The sequence below is a fragment of the Roseovarius gaetbuli genome, from assembly GCF_900172365.1.
Classification (GTDB): Bacteria; Pseudomonadota; Alphaproteobacteria; order Rhodobacterales; family Rhodobacteraceae; genus Roseovarius; species Roseovarius gaetbuli.
Genome location: NZ_FWFJ01000012.1, coordinates 1 through 13563, shown reverse-complemented (window position 1 = coordinate 13563; position 13563 = coordinate 1). Strand labels below are relative to the sequence as shown.

The 13563-nt window shown below is 55.8% G+C and carries 13 protein-coding genes; 2 read left to right on the top strand and 11 right to left on the bottom strand.

Translation table 11 applies throughout. The annotated features are described in order from the left end of the window. Positions 1-23 precede the first annotated feature (23 nt). From ROG8370_RS20095 to ROG8370_RS20090, 7 genes are all read right to left on the bottom strand, one after another. Positions 24-716, bottom strand: coding sequence for a hypothetical protein (locus tag ROG8370_RS20095; RefSeq protein ID WP_139838084.1), 693 nt, complete (start codon positions 714-716; stop codon positions 24-26). Beyond that, complete coding sequence (locus ROG8370_RS21390; RefSeq protein WP_370738329.1) at positions 713-895, bottom strand: helix-turn-helix transcriptional regulator; 183 nt, start codon at positions 893-895, stop codon at positions 713-715. Before ROG8370_RS21390 ends, ROG8370_RS20095 begins: the two co-directional genes overlap by 4 nt. Positions 896-1059: 164 nt before the next feature. Beyond that, positions 1060-1764 (bottom strand): hypothetical protein, encoded by a 705-nt coding sequence (locus ROG8370_RS07930; RefSeq protein ID WP_139838082.1) that lies wholly within the window; start codon positions 1762-1764, stop codon positions 1060-1062. 179 nt (positions 1765-1943) lie between these two features. After that, complete coding sequence (locus tag ROG8370_RS07925) at positions 1944-2846, bottom strand: GIY-YIG nuclease family protein (protein WP_139838081.1); 903 nt, start codon at positions 2844-2846, stop codon at positions 1944-1946. 236 nt (positions 2847-3082) lie between these two features. Next, positions 3083-6490, bottom strand: coding sequence for an AAA family ATPase (locus ROG8370_RS07920; RefSeq protein WP_085826552.1), 3408 nt, complete (start codon positions 6488-6490; stop codon positions 3083-3085). Further along, complete coding sequence (locus tag ROG8370_RS07915) at positions 6490-7665, bottom strand: metallophosphoesterase family protein (RefSeq protein WP_085826551.1); 1176 nt, start codon at positions 7663-7665, stop codon at positions 6490-6492. The genes ROG8370_RS07920 and ROG8370_RS07915 overlap by 1 nt, the downstream gene beginning before the upstream one ends. Positions 7666-7929: 264 nt before the next feature. Then, a complete protein-coding gene (locus tag ROG8370_RS20090) occupies positions 7930-8253 on the bottom strand; it encodes a hypothetical protein (protein ID WP_139838080.1) in 324 nt (107 codons plus the stop codon). Between ROG8370_RS20090 and ROG8370_RS07905 the strand changes: the two genes are divergently transcribed. Continuing rightward, positions 8253-8522, top strand: a complete 270-nt coding sequence (locus tag ROG8370_RS07905) for a GIY-YIG nuclease family protein (protein WP_085826549.1) — start codon at positions 8253-8255, stop codon at positions 8520-8522. The genes ROG8370_RS20090 and ROG8370_RS07905 overlap by 1 nt on opposite strands. Before the next feature lie 252 nt (positions 8523-8774). On the opposite strand, the gene ROG8370_RS07900 is transcribed toward ROG8370_RS07905, so the two are convergent. The 3 genes from ROG8370_RS07900 to ROG8370_RS07890 all read right to left on the bottom strand — a co-directional run bounded on the left by ROG8370_RS07900 (position 8775) and on the right by ROG8370_RS07890 (position 11434). Then, positions 8775-9890: an NADH:flavin oxidoreductase/NADH oxidase gene (locus ROG8370_RS07900; RefSeq protein ID WP_085826548.1), complete on the bottom strand. Its 1116-nt coding sequence runs from the start codon at positions 9888-9890 to the stop codon at positions 8775-8777. A 173-nt stretch (positions 9891-10063) separates the two neighbouring features. Then, entirely contained in the window at positions 10064-10693 is a 630-nt protein-coding gene (locus tag ROG8370_RS07895; RefSeq protein WP_503128339.1) for a hypothetical protein, read from the bottom strand. Between the two features lie 306 nt (positions 10694-10999). Beyond that, positions 11000-11434 carry an exonuclease domain-containing protein gene (locus ROG8370_RS07890; RefSeq protein ID WP_085826546.1) on the bottom strand — a complete coding sequence of 145 codons (435 nt, stop codon included), beginning with the start codon at positions 11432-11434 and terminating at the stop codon, positions 11000-11002. A gap of 171 nt (positions 11435-11605) precedes the next feature. On the opposite strand from ROG8370_RS07890, the gene ROG8370_RS07885 reads away from it, so the two are divergent. Beyond that, a complete protein-coding gene (locus ROG8370_RS07885) occupies positions 11606-12538 on the top strand; it encodes an endonuclease/exonuclease/phosphatase family protein (RefSeq protein WP_170925203.1) in 933 nt (310 codons plus the stop codon). Positions 12539-12983: 445 nt separating this feature from the next. On the opposite strand, the gene tnpC is transcribed toward ROG8370_RS07885, so the two are convergent. Then, the coding region (gene tnpC, locus ROG8370_RS07880) for an IS66 family transposase (RefSeq protein ID WP_139838079.1) at positions 12984-13563 on the bottom strand (580 nt) is incomplete at its 5' end.

Here is a 13563-nt window from a genome sequence, read left to right as displayed (position 1 = left end):
TTCGTGGCCGACGTTTCCGTCCGTTAATGCGGACCGACGCCACCTGAAAGCATCTCGAGAATGGTGTCCGCGAAAATTGGCGTGCCCTCGATGGTGCGAAACCAGTAGTCTTCGTCGCAGGAAACATTCGGCAGTTCCAAGCTACGGTCAACTTCTGAAAGACGCTCACCTACCACGCGCCCCGACAAGCCCAAATGGCAAAGGAGTTCCGGGACCTTAGGCTGAGCCAGATAAGCTTCCGACAAAGAAATGGGCGTGAACAGAGGATAGATGATGCGGACCCTAGGGTTGTCCGGCGTATGCCCACGGAGAGAATGCATAATTACCGCAAAGGCATCTGGGATAAGACATATCCGGATCAATTCCTCGAATTCTTCACGCCGCCAGTCAAGAACGTCGAAGACAAAATAGGAATGGCTATAGTTACTGATGAGGTCTTCAGAAGACCGTGCACGCCCGGGCAACCAATGCCCTGCGACCCCGTCGCGTTTGCGTTTGTCCTCTGGAGTCAGTTTGGAAAATTCCTCAGCAGTCATTCCTTCGTCCCTGAACGGTACGGACAGAAACTTTGCAACCTGACCAAACGTGACCGGCTCGCTCTCGCGATCAAAAGTTTCACGGAAATCTTTGGATGGAGAAACAGTGATCGGCAGTTCCAGACCGGCCAGTGGTTTAGAAAGGGCGATCTCTGATCCGTTGAAGGCTGAATTATTCATTTCCCAGCCCCCCCGACAACGTGTTGGTCCATCCAGTCGTCCAGATCGGAGCGACGATAAATGACACAGCCAGAAATCTTGATGTAACGCGGTCCATGATCCCGTTTGTGGCGCATGCGCAACTTGGCGAGCGTAGACTCGGATAATCCGGTGTAACTTGCGGCTTCGGACGGCCGCATATTGCGGTCCATCATTTCCGGGCTGTTTGGGCTCCGGCCATTTTGCACATTTTGAAAGCTTTTCACTTGGTGACCTCCGTTTTCGGTTTCTGTCAGGAGGTTTGACACGGGTTGCGGTCAATCGTCATACACGGCTCGGCTGAAGCGATTTGTGTATGGAAAACTCAGTCGTCGTAATCGTCGAACATTGAATCCAGACCAGCCCATTTCACATCGACAAAATTCTTCTGATTTTTCTGGCTCACCGACTTTCCAGATGGATCGGGGTCAAAAATGATATTCTGGATTGTTCCAAATCCGATTGGCTTGCCGAGCTTCAAACCAATTGCGTGATATATGATGTCGCTTGCTGCAACGGTGGTGGGTGTCTCCTTCCCTCTTTTCCGATCCAAATCGTATTGGTTACAGAGCAGACCAGCGACGTGGTTGATCATGTAATTCCTACACCAGTTCTTCAGCTCAGGCTTTGAAGTCCTTTCCTCGGCCGCTGGGCCGTTTGCACGCAAAAACTTAACCAAACAGTCTCTAAGACCTTCAGGCAGTACGAAGCCTTGCTCTATCTGCGAGGCCATTACTTCTTTCAGTAGAGGGTCAACGCGACTGTTTTGATCCGCGAGTTGCAAAAGCTTTGCAGCCGTTAGCTCATCGATTGATACAGCAATTCCAGGGTCAGTGAATTTTTCGAGCTTGAGCTCGTACCAAATTCGGGTCCATTCGCGCCCTTCTTCAAAGATCATCGCAGAATCGATATTGTCGATTTCTTTGACCGCAAAATCAACGGCGTCCCAAAGTTTGGCTTGGCGGATTTCCTCTTCGGACCGAGCCTCCCAGCCATCAGCCTCGTCGCCTGCTGCTTTGATTTTTTTCACGCTGCCGCTTTCAATCACAATAACATTCTGGTCGTTTTTCAGGACATATCGCCGGAGGAGATATCATAACGAAATCGGTGCCCCACAGGCCTGTCTAGGTTACACTCCGCGCGTCTCTCGGTCACGCGCCGGATCAACAGGGTCGTCTGTGCGCGTATTATTATTCGGAGGCATCTCACTCAGATCAGCCCGCGCAATTCCAAGGCTCGCCGACCGACGATTTGGATCAGGATGCTGATCTGACTGGAATTCATCTGATATGCCTCATCTTTCGGATCGGACGCGGGCAGCAGTTCTGCAAGGCCCACTTTCAGGATAACACTGGAAACACCGTTTTCGATAATTGCCTCTACCGCTTCTGGCATTTCGACGCCCTCCGGCCAGTCGTCAGGATCGGGTCGATGGACGAAGCTGCGCGGGATGGCGGCACCCGCCTCCAGCGTCATGCCATGCGCGACCGCGCTCGCCATTAACGCATAGCACATGCGACGCGAAGCCTGCGTCCTGGGTTTACTGCTGACGGTAGATGTATATGGGCGATATTGGCTCAGAGGCTTGATGCAGGTGCTTTCAACCATGCCGAAGCTGCGCAGGTAGAGGTTCAATGCTGCACGCTCAGGGTTCTTGTTCGGCACGCCAGACAGCGTATCCGCGTGCCGCTTGCGTGAAATCGGGTGAAGCTCCGCTTCTGCACCGAGGCCAGCGGCAAGGTTGGTTAGAATTCCACCGTCCGGAATCCGGCCGTAGCGGGCGATCAAAGCTGCCTCCCGCAAAAGGCAATCACGCTGTTGGTCTTCTGCATAGGTGCGATCCAGACGGTAGAGTATCTGCCCATTCTGTCTGAAAATCTTACGGATCACGTTGCATTTCAATGGATTGGAGCGCGGCGCAAGGCTCTGCCGCATCGCTTCCAATTCGTGTTCCAACATCCTGCGGCCCGAGCCCTTTCCGACATAGAAAGGGGTGCCGTCAGGGCGGCAAAGGACATAAGTATACCAACGGTCGGTGAAACTACTGCCGAGGAAGGTCGCCGCTTCAGCCCGCAGCCCTTCAAATATCGGAATTTCGGCGCGCTGGTTCATATTTGTTTCCTTCATGCTAAATGGAAGAGAAGAATATGAACGGGGCATAAATTTGACAGCACACAGGCAAGTCAATGGCGTCACACTAATGATATATAATCAGCAGCGTATTTAAGGAGAAAGACCTGCGGAACTCGCGCTTATCCGCGCCTTATAGCTGGGAATCATTCTTACTGCATGTAGTTGTCTCCAGTTGCACATATCAGTTTGCTCTGATTTGCAATCCCGCAGACCTTTCAGTCCGGCATGTTCACGATAGCCACCCCCTTGATGCAGTCGCGTGCCAATTCGACCAGGTGGGCGTGATGCGTGAAGAGAATTGCCTGCCCGTTCGCACCGATCTCGCCGCAAAGCTGCAGGGCCGCCCGAGCGCGTGTGTCGTCAAAAGTTTCCATGATGTCATCCAGGATCATCGGCAGTGGGCCAAGCTCCCGCGCAAAGCTGCGATATCCAGCGAGGCGCAGCGCGAAGTACAACTGACCCATCGTGCCCGTTGACATCTGTTCAACAGGGACCGTGCTGCCGTCAGGCTGGATACCCACGAGCTTTTCGCCTTCAGCCTGGCTCCAGACGTCAACACTGGTCCAGGCGGGGGTGGTCATGGTGACAAAGGCTTCTTCGACGTCACGCAACATGCCACTGCGCCGCTCTGCAGCAAGTCGACGAAGTGCCCCGCGCGCTGCCAGCACCCCGAGCCGAGCCACCGCCGCCTGACGCGCGCCGCTCCGCATTTCCTCAAATAGGGTCGCCTGTTCAGTGGCGAGATCGCTGCGGTCGGCGGCCTCAAAAGCTTCGCGGTACAGACGGGCAGCCTCGCGCTGCGCGTCGCGGGCGGTGTCGCGGGAGTCCTGTGCGTCTTTCAGAGCCTGTTCCAGCTCTGCCGCGCGTGTGGCGTCCGGCATGCGGTCCAGCTCCTCAGCAAAGAGATCGGCATCTACGCCATCACGGGCCTTCTGACGATCGTGGCCTGCCGTTGCCTTATCGGCACGCAGACGATCACGTTCAACCAGCTTTGCGACGCGGTCGCGCGGAACAAGGTCTTGCCCGCCCTGCTCTGTAAAGCAATCGTTTAGATCTTCGTTCCCAGCCTGACGTTCGGTCTCTGCGCGGCTTTTCAAGCTTTCGGTTTTATCCCGCCGCAACATGGCCTCGGCCCGCTTTTCGTCAGCCCGCGTGGCCAGCATTACGCGCGAACGCGCTCGGTCGATGACTTGGATGGGGTCGATATCAATCTCGTTCTCAGGATCATCCATAATTCGAGCCAAACGCTGCGCGCCCTCTGCAAGTGCGGCAATCGCCTGCTCCAGGGCCTCAATTCGAGCGGAAAGTTTTTGATGCTCGTCATACAGCTGGTGCAGGCTGCGCAGATGCGGCAGAGCGGCACGAATTCCCTCAGGCGTGCGATCCAGCAGAGGCAGCGCAGCGGTCAACCGGTCAAGTTTTCCCTGTATCGTTTCGCAGTCGGTTCGGCATTGATTCGACTTGTCGTACAACTTGGCGATGGTCTTCTTGCCTTCCTGCCATTTGGCCCAGGCCTTGCGATCACTTTCTTCCAACGTTAGTGCGCGTTGCACCTGAGTTGGCAGATCGCCCTGCGCAGGGCCAATCCCAAGGGGCCGCGCTGCATCAGTCAGCGCGTCGCGGGCCGCCTCCTGATGGGTAAGACGGACTTTCAACGCTTCTTCAGCGTTGGAAAGATCGGCAGCAGCTTCGGCCGCTGTGGTCAGAGCCTTTTGGCGCGCGCTAAAAGCTGAAGGGATCGTGTCTTCTTCCAATCCCAGAGCAAGCGCCAATCGCGAACAGCGCCCTGCCAAGCGGTCACGTTGAGTGATCAGGTCGTCGTAATGCGACTTTGCTATTTCATGCCGGGCAGCGGCGGTCCGCACCTGACCTTGTGCCGCAAGCAGTCTCTGCCGGGCTTCGGCACCCGACAGATAATGCGCGCGGGCGCCATCATCAGCATACATGGCGACCTCGAATTGATCGGCGGTCTCGATGGTCAGATCGCCCCGATGCAGCTGCCAAACCATATCACGCTGACGCCGCGTCTCTTCGGTTGTGACGACATCAACGGCGTCAGGTGCTGCCTCATGCGTGGACAAAACTGCCCGCGCCTCAGCCAGTTCTGCCGCGCGGGCGTCGAGGTCATTGCCAGCCGACGCAAGATCGGCGGTCAGGGTCGCCGAGTTTCGGGCAACTTCGTTCAAAGTTTCCGGCGCAGGCAGGCCCGCAGCAACAAGGTCTTTCCAAGACCTCGGCAGGCCAGCGGTGGCCTTGGTCAAAAGCGCCAAAGCTTGGCCTTGGCCTGCCTCAAACGCGGAAATATCCGCAACAGCCCTCCAAACATCGAAGGCGGCTCGAAGAGCAGTCAAATCTTGCGGTTCAGTGAGCGCTTCGCCTTGTTGGGCGCGGGCTGTTTCAACGGCCTCCCGTGCTGCGTCGGCTGAAAGATTGGCGGTCAAGCACTCCTGCACCGCAGCAGCGAGATCCTCAAGAACGCTTGCCTCCAACGCAACCGTGGATACCGGCGCATCTGGCACCTGGAGGAGCCGCAAAACGCTGTCTATCTGGCTACTGAGCTTTTCCTGATCTTCGCTACGCCGGGCAAGATCAGCCCGCGCAGTGCTGGCACGGCCAATCAGCGGCGCCCCATCGATGGCCAGCGCATCAAGCCGTTCCAACTCTGCCGTCAACGGCTGGGTCAGCTTGTCAACCGGGTTGTCTGAGATGATCTGATCTTGCTTGACGGTCTCTTCTTCCGCCTCCTCGATCCGCATTGTCTGCGCGGAGATTTTTTCGACAATGCCCGCTACGCGCTCCGCCGCGCTAGGAGGAAGGTCGGGACCTGCCGGAAAATCGACCAGGGCCTCTGTCAGCTTCCCTATCTCCTCGGTTCGATCATACCACACCTCTGCGGCCTTAGACGCGGCCTGCCTTTGATGGGCCTGTCGCAGTTCGACATCGGCAGCCTCAAATTCAGCTGCAGTCCGGTCACGTTCATGACGCAGGTTGCGCTCCCGTTCTGTAGTCAGCCGATCAGCGCGCAATTCGCGACCAATCTCTTTCAGGCGGTCACCAACTGTTTTCAAAACGGTGCCCCGACCGCGTTTCTTATGAAATTTGTCGGCCCGCTCCGCCAACGCGTCCAGCGTTTGTGCCATGCCCGTCAGGCCAGAGAGACCCGCGTGCAGAAGCTGTCCAAGGTCCCCTTGCGCCCCGGCGATCCGTTCTCCGCCTTCCCGCAAACCCTTCTCGTTGAGCGAAAACCGTTCCTCGAATCTATCTCTCGTAAGGCCATGCAACGCACCCGATAGGATCGCCTCGCTTACTGGGCGGTCATTTGCGTCCAACAGCGATTGGGTCCTCTTGCTGTTGCGGCGCAAAGCCATGATCCCGCGCCCAGGCAAGTCTAACTCTGCTCCAACCACAAGATCACTTCGGTCGAATCGGAAAGCATATGGATGCGCCCCGCTCTTGAAACCGAAGAGCAGCTCCAGAAATCCGTTGAAAGCGGTGGATTTGCCAGCCTCATTTGGACCAAAGATCACCGTCACGTCGGGTACGCCCTCGGCTCGCTTTGGAAAAGCAATTTCGGCGCCCTTGAAACGGCCATAGCGGAGCAGATCTAACCGGTTCAGCCTCATCACGACGTCCCCGCGTGCAATGTCAGAGAGACTTCGGCAATCGCTTCCTCAAGAAGCGCATCCAGCCCATCCTCATCCAGCTCGTCCATGATTTCTGATGGCAGGGCAAGACGCAACTCTTCCAGCTGTTGCAGTGCGGCCTGTCGGAAGCCGTCTTCGACCAGTTCGTCCTGCATGAGGCGGACCAGGTCTTCAGTCTCGGCACCCAGTTTGCGGGGCGGCGGGGCACATTTGACCTTGTCAAGGGACACACCGTCGATGCTGTCCAGCACCTCTGCCGCCAATTCCGTCACAAGTTCCATCCCGTGCCGATCCGAGGTTACGTGCAAACGCACCGCCATACCGCGTCCTGGCACTTGCGCCGACAACAGCACGTCGCGCAAACTTCGCAGGACCTCCTGTTGGTCAGAACAGGTGCTCAAATCCAGAGAGCACTCGGAAAAGCCAAGGTGGCCAATGACGCGGCGTTCAAACTCCGGCGCACCCTCGCCCAGGGACACCAAGGTCACGGTGCCACCGTTACGCTCGCCAAAGTGACGCGGCTGGGGAATTCCGGGCATGACTGCCAAAACCGGTCCGTCGACCCGCTCAAAAGGCGCATGAATGTGCCCGAGGCACCAGAGATCAAACCCATGCGCCATCAGCTCCCGTTCGGTGCAAGGAGCATAAGGATCATGTCCCGGCGCGCCATCAAGCGATGTATGCATCAGCCCGACGTTGCGCTTGCCCGGGGCCGGTCGCGGATAATCGGGAAGGAAACTCTTCGCCACATGGGCCGCATCGAAAGACAGACCATGGAATGCGGCATCGCCAATCTCAACCGTCGGGGCGCCCTTATGCAAAAGGTGGATGTTTGGCCCCAAATCCCCATGTGCCCGGTGATCGAGCAGTGCATCATGGTTACCCCTGATCAGCACAGTAGGCACGCCAGCTTCCGAGGCGCGCGACAACTGAGCTATCAGGAAGGCGCGTGACTTCAGATCCGGGTAACCATTGTCAAAGATGTCACCCGCCAGAACCAACGCATCTACCTGTTCCGATATCGCCAGATCAATGATCTTGGAAAAGGTATCTCGGCTTGCCTGTTTCAAGCGATCCCCTAGATCAGGATTGCGCAACGCTACAGATCGGATTGGGGACCCAAGATGAATGTCAGCCGAAACGAGGAGGCGCATAATATTCCGTCCATATTCCCGCGAATGGCGCGGATTTTGCGTCGATGCAACAATTTAGCAGATGGTATTTTCCATATCGCTGTTCATCGATGAAGTGTCCGGTCCAGTGTTGCTGTTCCCGCCCATCACTGACAAACTAAAAATCGACTGATAGCAATTAATGGCAAGTATCATGCAAATTCTTGGCGTGTGCACTGCTGAAAAATCATAGGAGCTGTTCATAAGGTGCTGGCAAACTAATTCGAACCAGTCTCCGAATGGGCATCAAACCCAACCCAGATGCATCTTAGCTGAGCCGCAAACCTGCCCGAAAAAGTGGAACCACTCCAATCCAATCTGGTAGAGCCATATCGGAGATGCGAGATCCAAGTTCAAGGCAGAGATATATTTCACACTTTCGAGGCATTTCTGGCAGCGGCGACCGATTGCCGACATGAGGATCACGACCAAATGCTTAAATGGTGCGGCAAATCCTTCGACCCCGAAGAAACCGGCGAGCGCGATATCCGCATGATCATCGGGAGTTTCGCCGCACGCCGTCGCTGCCCGCTGATGAGCCATCGGCACGTTGGCAGTATGAAAGACCAATGACCGGGTTCGTATATGTCCTCGGCTGTGATGCCCCAAGCGGCTATCGAACCTATGTTGGCTGGACACTCAACCTTGAGCGCCGCTTGGCCCAGCATAATTCCGGTATCGGCACCGGTGCGAAGTCGACACGCGGCAGGGTCTGGCACCTGATCTATGCCGAACGTCTGCCATCGCGGAACGAAGCCATGAGCCGCGAATGGTATCTCAAGCGGGACCGCCGCCTACGCCGGAGATTGGCGCTCTCGGCGCAGGGCCGAGCGTTCTGAGTACTTCATATATTTGGACACCACAGACCCGCGCCGCACGGGGCTGCGCATCGTACGAATGACCATGGTGGCGACCTTAAATAGGTCGACATCAGTCAGACCGGACGCATACCACAAAGCGTTGTTCAGTGATGAAAGATCGCTAACTGTATCTTTCGCACATGGACGGATGGGTTTTGCCCAATCCTACGCAGATCAGTGATAACAGTTCATTTGGGGTAATATACACGCCACCAAATCAAAAAAGGCCGCTCAGCGTTGCCCTATATTCATGCCTTTAAAAAGGCTCTTGAATTCGTGTGGCTGGCATCGCCAGTATTGCTTGGGGGCGTTGACCTGTTCGCCAAGTTCGGCCGCAGCGTGCCAAGGCCAGCGCGGATCATAGAGCATTCCTCTCGCCAGAGCGATTGCGTCTGCCTGACCCTTTTGAAGAATTTCTTCTGCCTGCTCGGCTTCAACAATCAGGCCCACAGCAATTGTTGGCAATCCGACTTCAGTTTTCACCCGCTCGGCAAAGGGAACCTGGTAGCCCGGCTCAAGTTTAATTTCCTGCCGCGGCGACACCCCACCCGAAGTAACATGGATAGCGGCACAACCACGTTCTTTAAGGGCCTTTGAGAGCGCCAGTGTACCCTCGATGTCCCAACCGCCCGGCACCCAATCCGTGGCCGAGATACGAACCCAAACTGGCAAATCAGCAGAAACTTCCGCTTTCACTGCTTCAAATACCTCAATCGGAAACCTCAACCGGTTTTCAAGGCTGCCGCCATATTCGTCAGTCCGTTGATTGGACAAGGGGGAGAGAAATTGGTGAAGTAGATAACCGTGCGCCATATGTATCTCGATTCCATCGAGGCCCAGTCGCTCGGCGCGTTTGGCCGCAAGCGCAAAATCTTTTCTTATCCTTGAAAGACCCTCGCCATCGAGCGCTTCTGGTGCGTCTTCACCCTCTGCATGCGGCACTGCCGATGGAGCTTCAGTTTTCCAACCGTTTGGTGCACCCGGAGCAATTTGCGCACCACCCTCCCAAGGAGCAAAACTCGATCCCTTGCGGCCAGCGTGAGAAAGCTGGATGGCGAAAGGCATGTTCGAATGCATCCGGATTGCGCCGAGAACCCGCTTAAGGGCATGCGCGTTATCATCGGAAAACAACCCAAGGTCTTGCGGCGAAATCCGCCCTTCAGGCGACACGGCCGTCGCTTCAAGTATCATCAATCCGGCACCGGAAAGGGCCAGACTGCCCAAGTGGATCATGTGCCAGTCTTGGGCATTCCCATCAACGGCTGAATACTCACACATCGGAGCTATGACGATCCGGTTTTCAAGCTGAAGCTTGCCAAGATTTAGGCCTTGAAAGAGAATACTCATGCAAATGGGTCCTTTTGGGTTCTTTGAACAAAGTGCCTTCTCGCTGCACTTTGCCAGCATGCCATCTGGGCACCCTGCAAGCAATCTGACCTTGGGAGTTGCGTGTTTATTTTTGTGATATTCATAGAAATGGATTTGTTGCGACGGCCAGGTTGGGTCCGCACGAAGCAGCATCAGCTCGATTGCAGAGATAGCCTTTGCCGGTAGAACTGGCTGAGACGGGCGAGCATCTCCTGGCCTAATGCACCTGCGTTAGCAATCTCATCAAGTTGCTTCTCGACCTCGGCTATCGTCATCCACGGTGCCTTTGGATCATTACTTAACCAGCGGTCACGGACTGCCGTCTCAGCAGCACCCGCATAGTGTTCCGAGACAAGCTCGGGCGCATTCCAGTAGATCAAACGCTGACCGAGCTGACGGAGCCGTGTATCTTCAAGCTTGGCAATCAGCTCAGCGCGGTGGCTCCAGTCTGCGTTCTCAAAACTCTCGAGAATGTGCTTGTCCGATGCGCTGTGAAATCCGCCGTAAATCTGTTTCTCAACCTGATCAGGCTCATCCCGGTCGGCAAAGCGTTCGGCAAGCGCCTGCCCTACCCGCTTTTGGAAATCGGGTCGCGATGCAACCAGTTTTGCGGCAGCTAGATGATCCGGATCAGGACACACGATTGGAAAGATATTCGGAACCTTGTTGATGGAAATTGTCCGGATCCGCTTGGGAGATCCGGATACCGCTTTTGCGATGGCTTGCTCGTCAGCGTCGACGAGATCCTCTACATTACCGGCATCAAGATCCAGAAACGCCATCGCATTCCTGTTGTGCGGGTTTGTGCCAGCATAAACCCCGACAAATGAACGTGGGGGCGCTGCCCCAAATCGTTCGACGAGGCGCACAGGGTGCCCACTTTGCAGGGTATCGCCGACTTCATCTTTATCCCGATTGCGAAGGCATCTGGCCCATACTGCGGGCGCGCGATCACGAATGAGGGCCGCAATGTGAATGGTTCCCTCGACGTCCCCGAGAGCATCGTGGGAATTATGGGCGGTGAACCCGTTCGCGGGTGCAAGACGATCCAGCTTGAAGCTGACCCGGCCATTTTCATCGCGCGGCCACTAGAGGATGTCCGGCGCCCTGTCCCAGACGGCGTAGATCACCTTCATCATGTCGAGGCGATCGTTGTGATCGAACTGGGTCTGGTAAATATTGGGATGCAGATTTTGATAAAACGATTGCCGGAGAAATTCCTCATCGAAGGCAATGGTATTGTATCCGGCCCAGGTGGCGGGTGCCCAGCGTTTTATGAGCCCGCTGATCTGATGCGAGAAATGGTACCACGACGGCAGGCTCGGATCATCAAGCTGCTCTGGCGTGACGCCGGTCACGGCCATAACCCAGGGGGCAGGCAGAATGTGAGGAGACAGCCTGCACCGGATGTTCACCCGTTCGATCTCAACGAAATCATCGTCTGTCAGAATGGCCGCAAACTGTAGCGGCTGATCAAAGGCAGGCGACGTTCCGGTGGTCTCAAAGTCATAGAATACAAACATTCAGGCTCGCTCCAAATTTTCAGCGGACTTTCCCACGTCTGAGTCCGGTCGTACAGATGGTCGCCATTCAGTTTTTATCCGGGTCAGTAATCGCATGGCAGGCTTGCCGGTCTGGTCCCCGCGCGATCAGCACGTATTATGGAGAAATCTTTATGATAGATGGTGTCAATTATGCGCGTGGCCACATTCAATTTGCAAAACATGCGCCTGCGCCTGCGGGAAGGCAGGCCAGTTCTTGATGGTGCATTCGATCAGGACCAATCAAACGTTCAGCGGTCCGTCGCTCTTAGTTTGGCCGACCGCGAACAGTCAGCCAAAGTTATCCATGCAGCGCAGGCAGATATCGTTGCCCTGCAGGAGGTGTTTGACACTCCGGCATTGGATTTTTTCCACGATAATTTTCTCCGTCAGACTGGATCGTCGGCTTACCCTTTCCGTTATTGCATTCCCGGAAACGATGGTCGCGGACTGAACGTCGCCGCTCTTTGTCGAAGCCAGCCCATCAATGTAAAAAGCCATGTGAACCTTACCGGAGCCGATCTCGACTTGTCAGATTTACCGCCCGAACTCCGAGAGCATCGCCTCTTCCGACGGGATTGTCTTGAACTGGATTTTGCAGGCGTCACACTTTTTGTTTGCCATTTCAAAGCGCCATATCCTGATGCCGAGAAGGCGTACATCATACGGGAAGCTGAGGCACGCGCGGTTCGCAAAATTGTCGAAATGCGCTTTGACGATCCAAGACGTGAGCGCTGGATGATCGTGGGAGACCTCAATGAACCAGGTCCTGGCGATGAGCTTTCCCCGTCAGCCCTCGCCCCGCTGAAACACGGTTTTTCGTTCGACCTCCTGGATCGATTGGCACCCGGCACTGACTGGACATACGAGGTTCCTGGCACGCATCTACACTCGCGTCCGGACCGGATACTTGTCTCGCCGCGACTGGCACAGGAGTATCCGAATGGGCGTCCTGAAATCATAAGAACCGGCATGACCGGCCCGTCACGCACTCGTCGGCATGGGGCGTTCGGTGATGAGCCAAATAAAGCGTGTCACGCGAGCGATCATGCGCTGGTCTATGCGGATTTTCCAGGGCTGGAGTAAATGTTTGTGCGGGGTCAAAGGCTCTTGCCCCGCGATAAGCAGGGCCGAGCGTTTTCGCGCGTTCAGAGCCTAACCATGTGATCCTATCGGGAGCTCGACCTCAGTATAGAGGCAGCCCAATTACGCATGCTCCGTCCCGCAACTCGGTCAGTCGCCCAATTTCGGCGAACGTCTGGAACTTTCAATAAAGCGACGCGGCGCGGACGTTGGGTGTATGACCTCTGAAGGACTACCATGCAGGTGACAAAACGGTCATTGACCATAATAGGCGCGGCTGCCACTTACATTTGAAATCGACACAAAAAAGGCCCCGCCAACCACTCTTGGCGAGGCCTACTACATACTGGAAATCACTCTTTCAATTGGTCATTTAAAGCGGATTAAGTTGAAGATGGAATGACTGTTTTGTGTTTAAATTTTGCAGTAAGCGTCCGGTCTGGCCGCTTTACGGTGCGTTTTTCCACGGCAGCAGGTCATCGACGCGGTTGATTTTATAGTCTGGGATGCGGGCAAGTGTGTCGGCGAGCCATGCTTGCGGATCGATACCGTTCAGTTTGGCCGTTTCGATCAAGGTGTAGGCAATGGCGGCAGCTTTACCACCGGTCTGTGATCCAACGAACAGATAGTTTTTGCGCCCGATGGCGACTGATCGCATCGCGCGTTCTGCGGTGTTGTTGTCCAGTTCCAGAATGCCGTGGTCGAGGTATGGCCGAAGCCGCGCCATGCGCGTCAGGGCATAGCGGATTGCGCCCGCCAGTGGTGATTTTCCGGAGATGCTTGGTAGTTGGGCGTGTAGCCAGGCTTCCAGATCGTCGAAGATCGGTTTTGCCTGTGCTTGCCGGATATCGACGCGCTTGTCTGCTGGCGACCCGCGCACCGCCTTCTCGACCGCGTAGAGCTGCGCGATGCGTTTGATGGCCTCGTCGGCGATAGCCGAGCCTTGGGCGCGGTGGACATCTACGAACTTACGCCTGACATGCGCCATGCAGGCGACCTCTTTGATATCGCCGGAGCGGTAGATATCT